The organism is Microbulbifer mixtoriginis (SeqCode), assembly GCF_052466765.1.
The window spans coordinates 624,860-642,175 of the sequence record NZ_CP174289.1; the positions used below are offsets into that span (position 1 = coordinate 624,860).

18 protein-coding genes and 1 pseudogene are annotated in these 17,316 nt (G+C 46.1%); 7 read left to right on the forward strand and 12 right to left on the reverse strand.

Annotated features, from left to right (window positions below; all coding sequences use genetic code 11):
- Window positions 1–58: 58 nt before the first annotated feature.
- The 3 genes from cobN to ACJJIV_RS02600 are packed head-to-tail and all read right to left on the reverse strand — an operon-like array spanning window position 59 to window position 4,889.
- Entirely contained in the window at window positions 59–3,991 is a 3,933-nt protein-coding gene (gene cobN, locus ACJJIV_RS02590; protein ID WP_444890660.1) for a cobaltochelatase subunit CobN, read from the reverse strand.
- Window positions 3,992–4,011: 20 nt separating this feature from the next.
- Window positions 4,012–4,359 carry a DUF2149 domain-containing protein gene (locus tag ACJJIV_RS02595; protein WP_020414951.1) on the reverse strand — a complete coding sequence of 116 codons (348 nt, stop codon included), beginning with the start codon at window positions 4,357–4,359 and terminating at the stop codon, window positions 4,012–4,014.
- Window positions 4,359–4,889, reverse strand: a complete 531-nt coding sequence (locus ACJJIV_RS02600; RefSeq protein ID WP_444890661.1) for a MotA/TolQ/ExbB proton channel family protein — start codon at window positions 4,887–4,889, stop codon at window positions 4,359–4,361. Before ACJJIV_RS02600 ends, ACJJIV_RS02595 begins: the two co-directional genes overlap by 1 nt.
- A 225-nt stretch (window positions 4,890–5,114) precedes the next feature.
- On the opposite strand from ACJJIV_RS02600, the gene ACJJIV_RS02605 reads away from it, so the two are divergent.
- Complete coding sequence (locus ACJJIV_RS02605) at window positions 5,115–7,286, forward strand: TonB-dependent hemoglobin/transferrin/lactoferrin family receptor (RefSeq protein WP_444890662.1); 2,172 nt, start codon at window positions 5,115–5,117, stop codon at window positions 7,284–7,286.
- A gap of 257 nt (window positions 7,287–7,543) precedes the next feature.
- On the opposite strand, the gene ACJJIV_RS02610 is transcribed toward ACJJIV_RS02605, so the two are convergent.
- Window positions 7,544–7,750 (reverse strand): DUF2905 domain-containing protein, encoded by a 207-nt coding sequence (locus ACJJIV_RS02610; RefSeq protein ID WP_252085488.1) that lies wholly within the window; start codon window positions 7,748–7,750, stop codon window positions 7,544–7,546.
- A gap of 168 nt (window positions 7,751–7,918) precedes the next feature.
- Here ACJJIV_RS02610 and ACJJIV_RS02615 point away from each other — a divergent pair, with 168 nt between their 5' ends.
- From ACJJIV_RS02615 to ACJJIV_RS02625, 3 genes and pseudogenes are all read left to right on the forward strand, one after another.
- Window positions 7,919–8,632 carry an NUDIX hydrolase gene (locus ACJJIV_RS02615; protein ID WP_444890663.1) on the forward strand — a complete coding sequence of 238 codons (714 nt, stop codon included), beginning with the start codon at window positions 7,919–7,921 and terminating at the stop codon, window positions 8,630–8,632.
- 67 nt (window positions 8,633–8,699) lie between these two features.
- On the forward strand, window positions 8,700–9,623 hold the full coding sequence (locus tag ACJJIV_RS02620) for an ADP-ribosylglycohydrolase family protein (RefSeq protein ID WP_444890664.1): 924 nt from the start codon (window positions 8,700–8,702) through the stop codon (window positions 9,621–9,623).
- 175 nt (window positions 9,624–9,798) lie between these two features.
- Window positions 9,799–10,050, forward strand: a pseudogene (locus ACJJIV_RS02625) (integrase core domain-containing protein); the annotation flags it as partial.
- A 94-nt stretch (window positions 10,051–10,144) separates the two neighbouring features.
- Here ACJJIV_RS02625 and ACJJIV_RS02630 read toward each other — a convergent pair.
- From ACJJIV_RS02630 to ACJJIV_RS02665, 8 genes are all read right to left on the reverse strand, one after another.
- Window positions 10,145–10,900 (reverse strand): hypothetical protein, encoded by a 756-nt coding sequence (locus ACJJIV_RS02630; protein ID WP_444890665.1) that lies wholly within the window; start codon window positions 10,898–10,900, stop codon window positions 10,145–10,147.
- 517 nt (window positions 10,901–11,417) lie between these two features.
- Complete coding sequence (locus ACJJIV_RS02635; RefSeq protein WP_252085484.1) at window positions 11,418–11,723, reverse strand: hypothetical protein; 306 nt, start codon at window positions 11,721–11,723, stop codon at window positions 11,418–11,420.
- Entirely contained in the window at window positions 11,716–11,952 is a 237-nt protein-coding gene (locus tag ACJJIV_RS02640) for a hypothetical protein (protein WP_444885327.1), read from the reverse strand. The genes ACJJIV_RS02635 and ACJJIV_RS02640 overlap by 8 nt, the downstream gene beginning before the upstream one ends.
- Before the next feature lie 12 nt (window positions 11,953–11,964).
- Window positions 11,965–12,216, reverse strand: coding sequence for a hypothetical protein (locus tag ACJJIV_RS02645; RefSeq protein ID WP_252085482.1), 252 nt, complete (start codon window positions 12,214–12,216; stop codon window positions 11,965–11,967).
- Window positions 12,217–12,220: 4 nt separating this feature from the next.
- Window positions 12,221–12,418, reverse strand: a complete 198-nt coding sequence (locus ACJJIV_RS02650) for a hypothetical protein (RefSeq protein ID WP_152453974.1) — start codon at window positions 12,416–12,418, stop codon at window positions 12,221–12,223.
- Between the two features lie 24 nt (window positions 12,419–12,442).
- The gene (locus tag ACJJIV_RS02655; protein ID WP_252085481.1) at window positions 12,443–12,667 is read right to left on the reverse strand and encodes a hypothetical protein; all 225 of its coding nucleotides are present in this window, start codon (window positions 12,665–12,667) and stop codon (window positions 12,443–12,445) included.
- Window positions 12,668–12,726: 59 nt separating this feature from the next.
- Complete coding sequence (locus tag ACJJIV_RS02660; protein ID WP_152453976.1) at window positions 12,727–12,996, reverse strand: hypothetical protein; 270 nt, start codon at window positions 12,994–12,996, stop codon at window positions 12,727–12,729.
- Between the two features lie 99 nt (window positions 12,997–13,095).
- Window positions 13,096–13,410 carry a hypothetical protein gene (locus ACJJIV_RS02665; protein ID WP_444890666.1) on the reverse strand — a complete coding sequence of 105 codons (315 nt, stop codon included), beginning with the start codon at window positions 13,408–13,410 and terminating at the stop codon, window positions 13,096–13,098.
- Between the two features lie 149 nt (window positions 13,411–13,559).
- Here ACJJIV_RS02665 and ACJJIV_RS02670 point away from each other — a divergent pair, with 149 nt between their 5' ends.
- From ACJJIV_RS02670 to ACJJIV_RS02680, 3 genes are all read left to right on the forward strand, one after another.
- The gene (locus tag ACJJIV_RS02670) at window positions 13,560–15,026 is read left to right on the forward strand and encodes an MltF family protein (protein ID WP_444890667.1); all 1,467 of its coding nucleotides are present in this window, start codon (window positions 13,560–13,562) and stop codon (window positions 15,024–15,026) included.
- 28 nt (window positions 15,027–15,054) lie between these two features.
- Window positions 15,055–15,471 (forward strand): DUF805 domain-containing protein, encoded by a 417-nt coding sequence (locus ACJJIV_RS02675; protein ID WP_353505474.1) that lies wholly within the window; start codon window positions 15,055–15,057, stop codon window positions 15,469–15,471.
- Between the two features lie 1,161 nt (window positions 15,472–16,632).
- Complete coding sequence (locus ACJJIV_RS02680; protein WP_252085478.1) at window positions 16,633–17,034, forward strand: hypothetical protein; 402 nt, start codon at window positions 16,633–16,635, stop codon at window positions 17,032–17,034.
- Window positions 17,035–17,316: the final 282 nt, after the last annotated feature.

Here is a 17,316-nt window from a genome sequence, read left to right on the forward strand (position 1 = left end):
AACTGATCAAAAAGTGACTTTAGGATTGGCTTTTATTGCCAAGGGTAATCCCCAATGCCTAGATATGGGTCACTCGCTGCCCTCCCCCCTCAAAAAAGCGCTCAAAAAATACGCTAATAAATCCAGTGATAACAATTACCAACAGTAATAACCACAAGAAGTCCCGGGGCTTGTCCTGAGCTGTGGGCTCTTTTACTTGTTCTAGTTTCTGCCCACTAACTTGCTGAGACGCGGGAGCGCTGGCAGCGACATTATCTACCGTCTGGCCACTCACAAGCGGGGCAAGACCAAATCCAAGGGCCTGCTGATTCACAAAGTCAGTAAATTTCTCATTGTCTGTTGCTACGTCGTGCTGGTTGGCGAGCTCGGTGTAAGTCTCCACCATTTTCCTTAGCGTTTCTGCATCGGCAGGCCAGTAGCCTTTGCGCACAGCCTCCAGCATGCGCTCCAGCATTTGCGCCAGGGCTTCCGCATTGTGCTCCTCAAAGAACTCACGCATATCCATTTGGTATTTATCCTCCACGTAAACCTCAAACATCTCCTGCCATTGGTCGTCACGGATGGTTTCCGGAGTCATCACCTCCCAGCCCCACATGTTGTTCACGCGATCCAGGATTGCCGTTGCGCCGGCATAGCCGGATTCCTGCATCGCCTCAATCCAACGGGGATGGAAATAACGGCTACGCATTTCCTGATTGACAAATTCTCCCAGGGTCTGGGTCTTAATGTTGTCCTTGCGACGCAAGTTGGAGACATACATTTCGGGTGTCTTACCGTCGAGATTGCGCACCGCAAGCCCCATACCACCAAAATACTGGAAAGGGTCATCATTAGTCATCATTGCGTAGAGATTGGTGGAGCGCGAGAATATCACTCCATCGGTACCGGAAAGCACCTTGCTATAAAGTGCAACATTGCGCTGGTCATCGCTCCAACGGGATTCATCCTTACCATAGGCAAAGCCCATGCGGCGCATATACAGATCGGCCAGCTTGTCGTCTGTCTCCCAGCTGTCGGAAGCCAGGCTGGCACCATTCAGGCCGGTACCATAATTGCCACTTTCATTGGAGAAAATGCGTACAGAGGAAAGATAGCGCGCATCTTCTTCGGAACTGCCTTCTTCCTTTAATTGCTTTAATAAGGCCTGACTGTGGCGATAGACAAAGTTGTTCTCCTCCTTCATCTGCGCCACTTTATCGATGGCTTCCGCCAGCCACAGCATCACATTAGGGAAAGCATCGCGGTAAAGACCAGTAGCAGAGATCACCACATCGATACGAGGGCGCTTTAACTCTGAATAGGGAATCACCTCAGTTCCAGTAACATTGCCCTGCTGATTCCATTTGGGCTTGAGACCCAGCGCATGCAGTATTTGTGCTTCCAACGCACCCTGGTGGCGCATCGTCTCCAGGGACCAAAGGGAAAATGCCAGCTTATCCGGGAAACGGCCATGTTTTTCCCGATAGTCGGCAATGGTCTGCTCCATCAGTTGAACACCGGCCTCATAAGCCTCCTTGGATGGCACCTTAGCCGGGTTGAATCCAATCAGGTTGCGACCGGTAGGCACTGCCTGCGGGTTACGAATAGGGTCACCCCCATAGCTCACCGGAATGTACTCACCGTCAAGCGCCAACATCAAGTTTTGTAGCTCGGCGATACCGGCAAAGTTATCGGCATACTCCCGCCCCTGCTGGAGGTGATTTTGCAGATCTTCAGAAAGTTCCGGCAATTGGTGGCCAGCCAGGTAGGCATTTAACAGCTGATAACCCGGCTGTGCTTCTAAGGCGACTACATTGCGTTCATCCAGCAGCTGCTCCGCCGGCAAAGCCAGGCCCTGCTCCTTCTCATATTGGCCAGCAGCTAAAATATAGTTTTCACCCAGCATTTGCAGCATGGTGCTGGTGAGATGCTCTGACTTGGGCAGCTGACCAAAACGATGGATACCCAGTGGTTGGCTCATTTCAGCCAGTTGGGCCAAGTGGTCCTGAAGACGACTGAGCTGGCCATCGAAATCAGCTTGCAGGGTTTCAGCGCTGATTTCCAGATCCTTGAGCATATTCAGCTTGTCCGCCAGGGTGATAATACGCTCCTGGGTATTCAGCCGGGTTTGCCCTTCTTCCAGAATCAAGTAATTACCAATCAACTCAGAGAGTTCTGCCACTTCGGCATAAAGACCCGCTTTAGCGAAGCCTGGTGTTAAATGGCTGATCATCGTCGCACGTCCGCGACGCTTGGCCTGCATAGCTTCACCTACATTATCAATAATGTAGGGATAAAATACCGGGATATTACCCAGAGCCAAATTTGGGGCGTCGAACACAGAGAGCCCGCGCTCCTTACCGGTTAACCATTCCTGGGAACCATGTGTTCCCAAGTGAATATAGGCATCTGCCCCGAAAGTTTTGCGCGCGTAGAGATAAACCGCCAGGTAGGTATGATTTACCGGCGTTTTCATATCGTGGTAGAGGGAGGCGTGATCTTTGGCATTATCCGCGCGCACCCCTTGTGGCAGGACAATCAGGTTACCCAATGTCATGCGTGGGATAACGAAAGCCCGCTCACCATCATAATCTGCCAACATGGCGTTATCTTCCGGCTTACCCCACCGCTCCACAATGGGATCACGCACAGAGGCCGGCAAACGATTAAACCAATCGACATAGGTGGAAAGTGGCATCCAGTCCGCCAAACCTTTATCAATCAGTGCCACGCTGTCTTCACGGCGATAGTAAGGGCGCAGCAATTGGCCTGCCCAGGCGATCAGGGTCTTGGAGTCCTGCTGTTCTATTTGATAGCCACGCTCCTCCATGGCTTTGGCGATAGACTCAATAGAAGAAGGGACATCGAGGAAGGCCGCACCAATATTCTTCTCACCGGGAGGGTAGTTCCAGATAAAGGTAGCCACTTTTTTCTGGTTGTTTTTTTTGTAGCCAAGAGAGGCATGACTCCAGGCGCGTTCCACCAACGCATCGAGCTGGTCTGCCATTACAACCTTATTGCCACCTTCACTTGCGGCAACAATTACCGGATCGATACTACCGGTGTCTTCAGGCATCACCAGGAAGAATGGAGTTAACGAAGGAGAAACCCCACTATTATCAGCAAGGTAATCCGCTTCACTGCCCTCGGTATAGTTCAGGGCATGAATCACCGGGACACCCAACTTTTCGAACTCCGCACGACGTTTACTCACATAATGGAGAGAGCGGTAATTGATCATCAGATCAACACGTGTTTGCCCTGCTTCGTCTTGCAGTAAATCCGGATAGGAAAGCGGCAGATCCTCACCTTCAAAGAAAAAGGCAAAAGCCTTAGCACCTTTTTCTTCCAGGCCAGCCAAGATGGCATCTACAACCTGCTGCTGCTCGTAATCCACGACTGAGCGATGGATAGCCAGACCTATAACCGGCTGCTCTGCAGATACCTGCAGCCAATTAAAGAAATCCCCTTCGCTGTCAGTCACCAGGCTTGGCAGACGCGGATGATAAAAACCCACTTTAGGCACAATAATTGGGTCGACTACAGACTGCTCAGAGAGGCCAAAGACTTTGGAGGAGAGGAACTGCATCAAGTGCCGGTAGTTCTGACGCCCAGCATTATTGAAATACGCAGCGATGGATTGGTGCTGTTCAGCAGTCAGTCCCTGGTTCATGGAGGCGTTATCGGCATCCCCCAGGGAAAGCACAGGCACTTTGGGGAACTGGGTTAGCAGCGGCTGGTATTTTCCAAACATAAATTGGGAGAGTGCCGGATTGATACCGTCAAGCATCACCAGGCTGGAGGAACCCCAGGCCTTCGTTATTTGCTCTTCACTCTTCCCTTTGCTGTTAAATATCTCCAGGGCAAACGGCTGGTCCGCAGCCAAATCAGATAACAGCTCCCCCTTGGCTTTCGCGGTATGGCTGGACATCATCAGCAAAACTTTGGGTTTATCGTTAGCCTGCACCATCATCGTAGTGAAGGCTATTACGACGAAGTATGCCAATTGCATACAAACCTTCTTCAACATGACTATTTACCCCCTACAGCCTTGTCTTTTGCAGACTCTTCTTTTCCTTCCGGTACATAGACCAGGCTGCCGTCTGCCATCTGGTAAGCAACACCAGCGCGAGTGCCCTCTCCGGAACCAATTTCACCGGTGGATTTGTACTGCTTAATTTCTTCCCCATCTTTTACGATGACTTCCATATTGGGCTCACCGGCATTTTTGATGACTGTGACCTTTTCATTGGAAAACACGTTTAGCGGGTTTTGTGCGATAGCGATAAGCAGTGCGGCAATAATCACCAGAAAAACATCAATCAAGTTAACCGCACTCAAAATCGGGTTGAGCTCTTCATCTTCATCCAGGAAGCGCATTAAACAGCCTCCTTCAATTTGCGAATGTTAATTAGCTCAGCAGCAAACCAACGCTTCTTTACCGAGGCCGGCCAGAAGGTCAGGGTAGAAATTGCGAGACCCCAGATCACAGCAGCAAAAGCGATAATCAGGTTTTCACTGATCCCCTGGATATTGCCATCGGCCAAGGCTCGCAACGCCGGCCCCATCGGGATCATGGTGGCGATCAAGCCCAACATGGGGGCAATGCGTGTTGCCATACGCAGCATCTCCAACTTTTTCAGTGCAAAAACTTCCAGCTCGTCATCACATGCCAAAGGGTGTCGCACGTAATAGTTGTGCACCTGATAGCCGGGCAGCTCCTCTTTCCGACCTTGCTTTAAGGCCAAGCTGTAGGTGCCAGCATTGCGGCGTCGCATCAGCCATAGGGAGATAAAGCGTCCCGTTGCGTAAAGTGCGTAGATAAAAAGAACCAGAATCGCCAGTAATACTGGGGCCATAAACAAATCAGCCACATCGGCCATCAGGTTCTCAATTATCGAAATATTCATTGCAAGTCTCCTCAGCCCAGCACTTTCGTTCTGTATTAATGGCCGCGGAAACTAACGGAACTCCCTATCAACGTCAAATTTAATCTAATTGATAGTGATTCGCATTTAGCTTTACATTAAGAAAATCGTCCCTATAATCCCCCCTCAATCGGCGCCAGTGGTGAGCAACCAACCACCGCCGACCAACAAGAGCAGAAGTACAGAAATTACCTCAAGGACAACACCATGAAACTTCGCCCAATTGCAGCGGCCATACTGGGCCTGGCTTCCGTCGCTAACCTGCATGCCGAAACTTCAGGTTCAGCAGCCAACAGCGACCTGGAACTGATTGTGGTCAGCGGCCGCGCGGAAAAGCCGCTGAAAGATGTCACAGGAAGTGTTTCTGTTGTCACCAATGAGGAAATCGAACAGCTTCAGCTGAACGATATGAATCAGCTGTTCCAATACGAGCCCGGAGTTGAAGTAACAGGCGCCGCCGGCAGTGCACAAAATATCCTGGTACGCGGCATGGGTGGCGACCGGGTACTGATTATCAAAGACGGTATGCGGGTTAACGAAGGCTATGGAGCCAATGGTAAAAATGACATCGTGGGCCGCGGCTTTATTGAAATAGATACCCTGAAACAGGTAGAGGTGGCCAAGGGCGCTGCGTCTTCTTTATACGGCTCTGACGCTCTGGCCGGCATCGTGGTATTCACCACCAAAGATGCCAGCGACTATCTGGAGGGTGGGGAGCAATTCGGTGGTGCAATCAAAACCGGATACACCGGTATTACCGCTCAATCACACATATCCCCTACCCTGGCTCTGCGCACCGGCAACTTTGAACAACTACTGCATACCACCTTCCGCGATGGAGAAGAACAGCAAAATTTCAACGAGAGCCAGGCCCCCTTCGAAATTGAGTCAAAGAGCCTGCTTTACAAGGCCAAGTACAACCTTGGCGGTGAGGACTTTATCAGTTTCAGCATCGATCACTGGAATCAGGAAAGCACCGGCGACAGCGCCGACGGCCTGCTTCACTACTTCCGCGGGCTGGCCGATTACGGCTACAGCGTCGTCAAGGAAGAATCGATCTCCGATAAAGAGGTCCGCGCCTACCAACTGCGCTACCACAGCGAGACTCCCAGTGCAGTCTATGACCAGCTGAATATTAGCCTGTATAAAAACGAATCCGAACAGCAAGATGAACAGTATGGCCAGCTGGACATCAACGCCCCTATGTTTGGAGTTTTTGAAATCCGTGATATGTGGGAAACTGGTCTTTATAGCCAAGATACTATTGGCTTCCTCTCCAATGCCAGCAAGACTCTGAGCGAGACCCACACGCTGGGATACGGCCTAGACCTGGAAAAAACCGAAAGCCGCCGTACCCTACTCCAGTACCGCGAAGTGGCTGGTACATCCACAATGAATATCCCAACAGAAAAGTTCCCCGAAAATGCAGTCTCCCGTGCGGGATTATTCCTGAACGATGAAATGACTTTTGCCAATGGACAGCTGATTGTAACCCCAGGGGTACGCTACGATTGGTACGAAATGGACCCCGATGGTGCAGAAAAAGCTGACGGTACTCCTTTTGCCACGATTGAGGAGAGCAACCTCTCCTTCAATCTGGGAGCCCTCTACAAAATCAACTCTCGCTTGTCTGCCTTCATCCAATACGGCCAGGGTTTCAAAGTACCAGCCTACGATCTGGCATATATCGAGCACTATAAACAGCCAACTTCTACTTATGCTTACGAGGTATTACCGGCTGATGATCTGTCTCCAGAAACCAGCGACTCTTTCGAACTAGGCTTGCGAGGACACCTGGGCCCCATCGCCTTCAGCGCTGCCGCCTTCACTACCGAGTATGATGATTTCCTCCAAACTGAACTCATAGACAGCGAAACTTTCTTCAACAACGATGGCAGTTTCTCGCACGCGTTTGAGCAATACCAATACCAAAACATCGACTCAGTGACGATCAAAGGAGTGGAGCTGAGCGCAAATTGGTACTTGTCTCCAGCATTCGAGCTATTTGCAAATGCCAGCTATCAACGCGGTGAAAACGATACCACTGGCGAATACCTCACCAGTATCAGCCCTCTTTCTGGTGTTGTTGGTGCCAGCTACACAGTCGCACAACTTTCCAGCCAAGTACTAGTGCGCTGGGCAGACCGCATGGAACATGTCAATGAAGGCGAAACAGGGACTCCAGGCTATGGCTCTGTAGATTGGACTCTGGGCTACCAGCTGATGGAGCAGATGTCTCTCAACCTGGCCGTCAACAACCTGCTCGACAAGGAGTTTGTGCCCTACCTAAATGTTGCTGGCTGGGATGAAGACAGTGATATCTACGTAAACTCTGCTCCGGGCCGTACTTTCTCTGCATCCATTAAGTACGATTTCTAAGTTATTAATCCGGCTAATTTGTGGATAGCCGGATTGATACGACGCAAGGAAGTGTCGTCGCTGGTCACGGCCAGCAAAGCCCCTGAAATACAAATCACTCTGCGCTTTTGCGCAATTTCAGAGGCTGAATCAGGTAGGTCACGGACGACCTTTTTTGACTAGCGGAGAACGCACCCTCCTTTTCTCATACTCTCCTATAAGTCCCTTGCGGCCGCCCCCATGCGGCCTTTTTTTATTCTGCTGCATCAATAGAATATTTATCTGCGGAAAAAATTAACTAAGAGGCTTAATATCAGGCTGACAATAATCATCGAGACAATTGGAAAATAAAAACGAGTGCGGCTAGATTCAATCCGAATATCCCCCGGCAACCGGCCAAACCAGTTAAATAGCCAGGGGGCAAAGTGCAGCGCTATACCAACGACTATCAGGACCAATCCAGTAATTATCAACCAGCGTGACATAGCTCTCCTCTCATTTTGCTCTATTCAAGTGATAAGAAGAATTTGTTTACCCCTCTAACCCTCTAACCCTCTAACCCTCTAACCCTCTAACCCTCTAACCCTCTAACCCTCTTGAGCATACAGGATTAGATAGCTACCATAAGTGACTAACTGACACTTAGTAAAGCAATGAACGAGAAAGAATTCCTCGCCGCCTACAACAAGGGCAACTTTGAAGCCCCTCTAGTTACCGTAGATGCCGTCTTGTTTACTTATCAAGATGGTCAACTCAAAGTTTTGCTGGTAGAGCGCTCCAATCATCCCGAACAGGGAAAATGGGCGCTGCCGGGAGGTTTCATTTCCGAGAGCGAAGATAAGACCCTAGAGGATACGGTCACCCGAAAGCTCAAGGAGAAAACCGGAGTTGTTCCCCCTTATGTTGAGCAGCTAGCTACCTTTGGTGGCGCCTCCAGAGATCAGCGGGGCTGGTCTGTAACCATTTGTTACACGGCTCTGATCGCTCATCAGGCCTGTGAAAGCGAATTAGAAACCACCTCCGATGTCGCCTGGCTGCCTTTCGAAAAAGTTAAGAAAATGAACTTGGCCTTTGACCATCTCAAAATTGTTAATAAGGCACATGAGCGTCTTACTCAAAAGGCTCTTTACAGTATTATCCCAGCCTACGCACTGCCCAGAAAATTCACTCTACCCGAGCTTCAACAGGTGCACGAAGTCATTATCGGCAAGCCTCTACAGAAAAAGTCCTTTCGCAGAAGGATTGAGCAGGCAGATCTTCTGATAGATACCGGTGAAAAACGTACTGAACGAGGTCGCCCGGCCGCGTTGTACAGTTTGCGTCCAGGTTCAGGGAAACATACTTTTGTGCGGAATCTGGAGCAATAGCCCTGCCCCATTGTCCCTAATTTTATTTAGCAATCACTCTCAAACAGGTATAAGAAGGATTTTATAGGTGAATATTGAAACGCTAAACAAGGTAAAAGGCTGTTTAGTCGGACTCGCATGCGGTGATGCTGTGGGTACCACGTTGGAGTTTAAGTACAAAGGGGAATTCACTCCGTTATCAGACATGGAAGGTGGAGGCCCATTTGGATTAAAAAAGGGGCAATGGACCGATGATACCTCCATGGCGCTCTGCCTGGCCCACAGTTTACTCCAGAAAAAAGGCTTCAGTGCGACTGATCAGATGAATCGTTACTGTAACTGGTACCAGTATGGGTATATGAGCTCTACGGGTGAGTGCTTCGATATTGGTTCAACAGTTTTATCCGCATTAAATCGATATCTGCAAACAGGTGATCCTTTTAGTGGTTCAACATCTACTCGCTCGTCAGGTAATGGTTCACTCATGCGCTTAGCGCCAATTCCCATATTTTTTTCTTCATCAGCTTCGGATGCCATTTATTTCGCAGGGGAAAGCTCCAGAACCACTCATGGCTCGGACGAATGCATCGAAAGCTGCCGACTCCTCTGTAATCTTATACTTTCCATATTTATTGGCATCAATAAAAATGAGCTTCTCGCCTCTATCGAACAAACTCCAACTAATGAAAAAGTAAAAACCATTGCCAGTGGGCAATTTCTAGACCAGCACTATGAAGAGTTAACCGGAAGTGGTTATGTTATCGAGTCCCTAATATCGGCGCTTTGGTGTTTTTTCAATACCAATAGTTTTCGGGAAGCCATTCTTTTGGCAGCCAATATTGGCAACGATGCTGATACAACAGCAGCCATTTGCGGACAAATAGCCGGAGCTTACTACGGAGTTTCTGGAATACCTGAGGAATGGGCCCAGCAAATCTCTTTGTCGGAAGAAATTCACACCTTGGCAGAAGATCTCTATAAGGTTGGGCTATCAGTCGCCAATGAATGGTAAAGCCGGTATAAGCCGGCTCTTGAACGCGATGTAATAAGAAGAGCTCAGATAGCTCTTGCCAGCATCCCCTCCTGTGTGGGCATTTCTGCCAGTAAGCGGACGGCCTCAAAATCCTGATCGACCAACAGCTTGCCATCGCGAAATACCCGGCGAAGCTGATTGATACCCTCTCCTAACTGCTGCTCGCGAATCGTTTGGTACTGGCCATCGTGAGCGCTTCCATAAAACTATATTACAAGAGTTCTACCAACCATCGTTGCGACGAAAGATCTATGGATCAATAGAAGACCTACAAAAGGATCTAGAAGAATGGCTCGTATATTACAATAATGATCGAACTCATCAGGGTAAAAAGTGTTGTGGTCGCACACCGATAGCAACCCTTGAAGAGGGTAAAAGCATCTGGAAGGAGGAGCTCGTAAACTGAATTTGACCTGACAGAGCACCTTCTGAAAAACCGGTGACTGTCAGATCAAGTCTGAACTACAACAGATTAATAATTTGATATGTTTATTTATCTGTTAATTTTGAGCGCTACCGTTACCGTTACCGTTACCGTTACCGCCACGAGGAGGCTCTGAAATTTCAAGTACCGTCCAATTTTTTGCTAGGAGTTGACCTTGTAAAGTTTCATTCTCATTTCTGACGTAGGCATCGGGCCCAAACCTTAGATGGTCGGGTCCCACTGGATAAGCTATGAGTGCCCCCGTGTTAGCATAGGTGCTTAAAGAAGTGGCCATTTGGTTGTTTATCAATGGCGCATTTCCATTTTGTCCATATCTAGGATCATAACGCCTTCCTTGTTCTGCAGAAAAACGATAGGGCTGAGCATCAGTATTTAGACGATAGCCTTGATCAGCAAGCTCGGCGCTAATTGCACCTCTCAAAGAGGGGTCGTATGTAAGTAGGTTTTGATCACCAATTAATGATAATTGTTTCTGGGCCCCACCATTGGAATAGAGTCTATCATTAACTTCAATAGGTTCTTCAACTGCTATCATCGTGTCGGGAATATTTAAAATTGCAGTTGCAGTATTTTTTGCAGCTGCTCTTATATCCTGAGATTGTGCGCCATGCCTTTCTCCCATTATGAGAAGTGCACACATGTCTCCTTCATGATACATAAGTATCGGAGGTGGCATTTGAAAGTCGGCTCCAGTGTCCGGTATTTGTGCGAAAGCATCGCTCATTGTGGCGACCACATAAATATTGTACTGATCTATTGCACTCCAAATTGCGCGAGCATTAGGTAATTGGCTAAGTTGTGTTACTGGCATCATTAATTCCTATCTTAAAAAATTACAGAGTGTTCAATAAGCTACATTGACATAGCTAGCAGAAATCTAGGGCTAACTAGAAAGGTTTTTTGTCTTTATGTTTCTCCTTTTTATATACTCTTGGCATTTACTTTGTATCTTAATCCTTAGCTTGATTACATATACATTTATTTCATGGTGAATAGATCAAGCATTGGAGAAGCCGCTAACGAGCGGTGTAGAAAAACAGATTAACCAAGCCCTCTATCCAATCAATCGTCGCTCATCTAAATTTCTGAAGATTTTTTCTAAAGAACTAGAATTATCTCAATACATAAAAATTTGGTTTCTTGTAAGCGACCTTAAATCACAGCCAAATGGCCGAAATGAAATGGCTGGAAGCGACCGATAAAAACCGAAAAATCATAATCTGGCTGCATTGCAGCAAGCTCCTTGCTGTATTTTCTCTCCCCGGTCTCTCCAGGAAACCCCACGAGTTATTGCCCTCTAGTCACTAAAGGTCAGCTGGAGCGCTATGTTAACTTTTATCACTCTTTTGATGGACCATTTCAAGAGCATACTGATAAGCTTCTCTGACATCGTCTTTTAGTGAGTTGACACCTATACCACTTAATACTTCCTTATAGCTGGTATTGGATGGATTCTGAAGCCACTTCATCATCACACTATTTTTTAACATGATATTGCTAAGTCTTTCATCCCTTAACGAGTCAGATTTTCCTTGTAAAATGTGAATTCCTTGTAGCTCTACCGCGTTTCTCACAATTTGCTTGGAAATATTACTTACATCCGGCTGAAAAGTATTTTTAGTCTGATTACTCATTATCTTCACCTTGCCCCTTTATTTGGTCATCCATCTCAAAGCCTGTAGTTGATATATCCGAAAAGGATTTTGTCAATGCATCGTTAACTTCTCGACAGATAGCCATGATTGACTGCTGTAGCTCTTCACCCAAGTCAACATCGGTGCCTTGACTGCTAATCAGTTTATCCAGCTGCTCTTCAAAATCCGGAGGGAGGTAACTTTCTCTTGTAGGTTTTGTATTAGGCATAAGTTGAAATCCTTAACGCATGAACATTGAAAGCAACAGCATCAAGAAACTCTGAATCACAGCCACGATCAACTGTATATGTGCAACGATGATTATCAGCAGGAAGATGAGGTTGAATGGTTGGGTCAACCATTTCTGAAAAGCTTTCCCGGCAACTGTAGAGGTTTGCAAGGCTGTATCCCTTACATGATCGGCTGCACTTTGAACTAAAAAAGAGGAAGACATACGCTTCCCTTCTTTTGCCGCCCCCCCCTCGTCCTTCATAAAATTACAAATCAACTATTTTATTTAGCTGCTTAGTCATCAACAACATACGCTGGTTGCGCGCATTGACTTGATCTTGCAGCGTAGTTTCCACAGCGCTATTGATGGAACGCTGCAAGTAAGCACTAGACATCACATCAATCAGCCTCCCCTTCCCTGCGGAGAGTTCCCTAAGCGTTGGTGTATCATCATCCTTTGCCATCTGTTCATCCTTTCAGACAGTAAATTAGAAGGTATCTCTAAATGTGCGCGCCCCAACTGCCGACATTTGCAGGATTGAATTTGCTGTTGCCTGCATTTGAGTTGCGCCGGTATGGGTAAATTCACGTACTTGTAGTTTAGATAGTGCAGACAAATCGCGCAGACCATCTAGATGAAGGCTAAGTGCTGAAGAAGTTGCCATCTGATCAACCACTTTAGTCGCCAGGCGATCTCGGAAAGTATCTCTCATAACTTGCTCCTTTTATTAAGGGGTAGCGATAAACCGCTACCCCTTGAAGGTCAAAAACCTTACTTACCGCCATCCATGATGTAATTTACGGCCTTTGCACCTGCCGCCGCCATTTGCGTCATAGCATTGGAGGTTGCTTGCATTTGTGTTGCACCTGTGTGAGTAAACTCACGAACCTGCAGCTTGGAGAGTGCAGACAGGTCACGTAGACCATCCAGATTCAGGCTTTGTGCTGAAGAACTGGTTGTCTGGTCAGAGACTTTAGGGTCAACACGATCGCGATAAGGGGAAGGTTGAATACCGTCTACAGTATTGGTTTCATCAGACATAATTTTTTCCTTTCAATCAGTTAATTAATCAACCCAGTTATTGGGCTATATCACTGTACGGAAAATCCCAATCACTGATAATCGGGAAACTTTTCTCCATCAGCGATTAGATAGCTGTGCAGTATCTTTCTGCCCCTCCCCTTTACTACCATTATCTAAAATAGCATTTACCGCAGTGGCGCCAGCCGCAGCCATTTGTGTCATGGCATTGGATGTGGCCTGCATCTGGGTAGAACTGGTATGAGTAAATTCACGTACCTGTAATTTGGAAAGTGCAGACAGATCGCGCAATCCATCTAGATTTAGGCTTTTCGCAGCACTTGAAGTGGTTTCATCAGATACTTTGGGGTCGAGCCGATCCCGGTAAGGCGAGGGATCAATTCCTTCCAAGTTGCTATCAGTTTCATCAGACATGTTTTTTCCTTCTCTTAGAGGGTTGCTAGGTATGTAGCCCGATCACTCTAAACCGCGATTTATAACCAGTTAATCGGGAATTGCTTCCTCCTTTTGGCTTAGCGAGACATCGATAGGCTCCAAGATTTAAACCAAGTCAAGGAGCTATCATGAAGTCATTCAATAAAAGTTGGATTTTCCTTCTCTCAGCAATGATCCTCTCAGGAGTCATTATCTATGCCTGCAAGATCCCGAAGAATCGACTCAACAGTATCCTGGCAATAGATACGTTAACTGTCGCCACACGAATGGATGGAGTGGGCTGTTATTATCATCGTGGTCAGCCTGCTGGGCTGGAATGCGATTTACTACAAGCTTATGCAGAGCACCTGGGCGTAAATATTGAATTCAAAAAAGCGTCATCGATTAACAAAATTTTAACTTTAGTGAAAGAAGGAAACGTAGACATAGCAGCTGCAGATCTTACTCACACCAGCAAACGGGAAAAACAAATAACGTTTAGTCACACATTATTTGAAACACGGGAGGTACTCGTACAGCGCAAAAAAAAAGCTTTAGCAGTATTCAAGGATCTAAAAGGAAAAACACTCACTATTCATCAAGATAGTGCCTATCTTGATGAGATAGAGGAGAAAGCACTATCTCAAGAAATTCCCCTGACCTATCCCGGAAGCTCAAAAAACATGAAAGCAATCAGAATTGGTTTTGCGGATAAAGGAGTATCAATTCTTGAGCTCATTGATGCCGTTAGCATGGGGGAAATAGATTTCACTATCGCCGATGAACATATCGTGAATGGAAGTAATGGTTACAGAAATAACTTAGATACTTCGCTAGTATTTGGGGAAAATCGAAAGGTTGCTTTTGCTTTAACTAAGGATAATGATACCTCTCTCCTCGACGACCTCAACAGTTGGCTGAAAAGTGCAGAGGCCCAGACAATACTCCAGAAATTTCTGAGCCAACTGAACAAGCTAAGAATAGGCTACCAACAAGAATATATCCTACCCAATAATACGCTAAGCCCCTGGGACAAGCTCTTTAAACGCTATGCGATTGAACCTTTCGATTGGGTATGGCTTGCCGCACAAGCATCTACAGAATCCAACTTTAGGCCTAATGCCATATCCCGCGCCGGGGCACAGGGGCTAATGCAGTTAATGCCTGAAACTGCCAATGAAATGGGAGTAAAGGATAACTTTAACCCGGCACAAAATATCCAAGGTGGCTCCAAGTACAATCTGAATCAATATCAACGTTGGATGAATTTACCGAAACGGGATGCCATGGCCTTTACTTTTGCTTCCTATAACGCAGGTGCAGGACACGTCTTAGATGCCCGCCGACTAGCTCTGCAGGATGGGATGAACCCTAACCAATGGTTCTCAACCACCAACAGCAAAGGAGTTGAAGATTACATCGTACTCTTGCAAAAAGCAGAGTTCTACAATAGTCCAGAGGTAAAATATGGCTATTGCCGCGGCACAGAAACCCGCCATTATGTTCGCAAAATATTTCAGAGAGAAGCCGATTATCGAACCCAGCTTGAGAGCCTTAAGAAAAACAGTGAAGCAATTCCCGATGATAATACATCACCTCGGAACCACACCATATAAGCTCTGACAATCAGATGAGGAAATGCTCATGAGGGATCAAGACTATCTGGATTTTTATTTCAACTTTGATGGTAACGTAACGCGGCGACAGTTCTGGCTGCTTTTTATAATACCGGTGCTCTGCATTCAGTTTATTACTGGGCTAATATTGGAATATGGCAATTTTAATTTCAGCGATGGAATTTGGAAAACTGCAGAAATATTTATGGCGGTAGTCAGTATCCCGGTTCAGCTAAGCATAATCTGGGTTTCGCTAACAGTATGCAGCAAACGCCTTCGCAGTTCTGGGCTACCCCGTCGTATGTTGATCGTTGCCATACCAGGCATTGGAGCAATATGGGTTTGCGCAGAGTTATTTTTTGCCCCCAATGCAGCCAGGAATTCAAACAGCGAAAAGTTGCTAGAACCTGAAGACACCTTGTACAACAGACCTGACACTCAGTAGGAAAATAGCGCCTGGCCATCCGCTGGGCGCACTTACATCAAACATTACCATACAGTGCCACCTATCATATCCAGACAACCACCCTCCTAATTACAAAATAGTTTTTAGCCAGCTTCAAAACCAAAATTTATTAAAAACACTGACACCTCTAAGAAAAAACCACTAAATTCTTAGAGAAATAATACCCCACAAGCACTATTGCGATTCTACATGGAGCCAATTTTTAAGACTTAAACTCTACACATCAATGTAATTCACTTACACAGCAAGTGAATTACATCACAATTCAAAAATAAATTTTTAAACTCTTACTTTCTATTTACCTCTTTTAATCAAATAAAGACAAGTAGAGCATCCTCATAAGCTGTAAAGTAAAGTCTGTACCGCAAAGAAGATAGGGAGCAAAGTAGCCTCAAACACCTATATAGACTTCTCTTCCCATAGAATGATAGAAGGGCGTGCGGCATGTGCATTCAACTCTTGAATGCCACCCCTCACCCAATAAACTAACAACTATTCTCTAAATTGAACATTCTCTTTCATCTTTTAGAATCATCCTACTTATAAATCACAGCTAAAGAGCATAAAGCACCAAAGGATTGACTCCTAGGAGTATGGGCAAACATTACTCCTCTGATAGCTGTATCAACTTGATTTTAAGCGGCTACTAACTTTTATCAGCTCCTCTCCCAGACAATCATTTCAAGATAGCTTGCCTCATAGAACGCCTCTTAAAAAAGAAAGGTTTAAGTAGAGATCAACCAACGATTAATTCCACCTAACCAAGAAGCATTAAATCATTGACATTTAGTGAAAATGTCAAGCTTCATCATTAACAACGAGCCACCATAGAGCGATGAATTAAAGTATTTGGCTATCGGCTAGCAGGTCAATGCCTTTGAGCCCACATATATTCCCTAAATATCTACAAAAATCAAAATTCAACCCCGGATACTGCAAACTCCGATGTTACTTTTCCCCACAACTTGTAAATACTACCTTTCCTTTCATCATAAAATCTTTTTTCACTTTCATCCATTCCTAAAAAAATCAAAAGAGCACAAAGCCACACCATAACGCATTGGGAACCATTTCACTCTACGCCAGGGTATATCGTTAATCGTACTCTCGTTGCATGTTATATCTGACAAGGATGACAAAATGCAGCAAGGGAACCAAAACCGCTTTTATAATGTGGAGATTGATCACAAAAAGCTACCAGATCTGATGCAAGAGCTTATCGAGCTAATTGGCTATAGCGATATGCTTATACTGATAGCTTCTTTTGGAGGGCAGGATGTTTATATCCCTAAATATCCAGAGAGAAGCAAGCTGATAGATATCCTACCCATCCAATCCTTGCAAACCCTTAGTGACATCTATGGCGGTACCTATCTCACCTTACCCACATCACGACAAATCGACATTCAGGCACGTAATCGTGAGATTTTACAAGCTTTGCACTTTGGTGAATCTCGATCAGCAGTTGCCAAAAGGTTCGGGCTTGGGGTAAGGCAAGTGGCAAATATAAAAGCAACTGCTAAACACAACAATCGTCACTAAGACAAAAGTATTAAAATAGTTTTGTTTGAAATAAAAATATAAAGAGCTGCTTAACACGTTATTTCTATCTCAACAAATAACAACCCTAACTAGTAGATATGGCTTATTATCCTGCGTAAAACTAAATTATTAGTCACCTGAGTAACAGATATTCACCAATGAAAGGAAAAGCAACAGGCTTTCTTTAACTCCAGCCTGTGCCGGTAGCCATTACTCCTTGGTTGATACATGGAGTACATGTATGCTTGCTTTCAAAAAGAAGGGAGTTAACTTCTTTGTTTA

Coding starts and splice junctions, on each gene's coding strand:
- ACJJIV_RS02630 (WP_444890665.1), bottom strand. CDS start 10,900: ATGCCAGTAACACAACTTAGCCAATTACCTAATGCTCGCGCAATTTGG.
- ACJJIV_RS02605 (WP_444890662.1), top strand. CDS start 5,115: ATGAAACTTCGCCCAATTGCAGCGGCCATACTGGGCCTGGCTTCCGTC.
- ACJJIV_RS02680 (WP_252085478.1), top strand. CDS start 16,633: ATGCAGCAAGGGAACCAAAACCGCTTTTATAATGTGGAGATTGATCAC.
- ACJJIV_RS02670 (WP_444890667.1), top strand. CDS start 13,560: ATGAAGTCATTCAATAAAAGTTGGATTTTCCTTCTCTCAGCAATGATC.
- ACJJIV_RS02610 (WP_252085488.1), bottom strand. CDS start 7,750: ATGTCACGCTGGTTGATAATTACTGGATTGGTCCTGATAGTCGTTGGT.
- ACJJIV_RS02665 (WP_444890666.1), bottom strand. CDS start 13,410: ATGTCTGATGAAACTGATAGCAACTTGGAAGGAATTGATCCCTCGCCT.
- ACJJIV_RS02655 (WP_252085481.1), bottom strand. CDS start 12,667: ATGAGAGATACTTTCCGAGATCGCCTGGCGACTAAAGTGGTTGATCAG.
- ACJJIV_RS02615 (WP_444890663.1), top strand. CDS start 7,919: ATGAACGAGAAAGAATTCCTCGCCGCCTACAACAAGGGCAACTTTGAA.
- ACJJIV_RS02595 (WP_020414951.1), bottom strand. CDS start 4,359: ATGCGCTTCCTGGATGAAGATGAAGAGCTCAACCCGATTTTGAGTGCG.
- ACJJIV_RS02640 (WP_444885327.1), bottom strand. CDS start 11,952: ATGCCTAATACAAAACCTACAAGAGAAAGTTACCTCCCTCCGGATTTT.
- ACJJIV_RS02650 (WP_152453974.1), bottom strand. CDS start 12,418: ATGGCAAAGGATGATGATACACCAACGCTTAGGGAACTCTCCGCAGGG.
- ACJJIV_RS02675 (WP_353505474.1), top strand. CDS start 15,055: ATGAGGGATCAAGACTATCTGGATTTTTATTTCAACTTTGATGGTAAC.
- ACJJIV_RS02645 (WP_252085482.1), bottom strand. CDS start 12,216: ATGAAGGACGAGGGGGGGGCGGCAAAAGAAGGGAAGCGTATGTCTTCC.
- ACJJIV_RS02635 (WP_252085484.1), bottom strand. CDS start 11,723: ATGAGTAATCAGACTAAAAATACTTTTCAGCCGGATGTAAGTAATATT.
- ACJJIV_RS02660 (WP_152453976.1), bottom strand. CDS start 12,996: ATGTCTGATGAAACCAATACTGTAGACGGTATTCAACCTTCCCCTTAT.
- cobN (WP_444890660.1), bottom strand. CDS start 3,991: ATGCAATTGGCATACTTCGTCGTAATAGCCTTCACTACGATGATGGTG.
- ACJJIV_RS02600 (WP_444890661.1), bottom strand. CDS start 4,889: ATGAATATTTCGATAATTGAGAACCTGATGGCCGATGTGGCTGATTTG.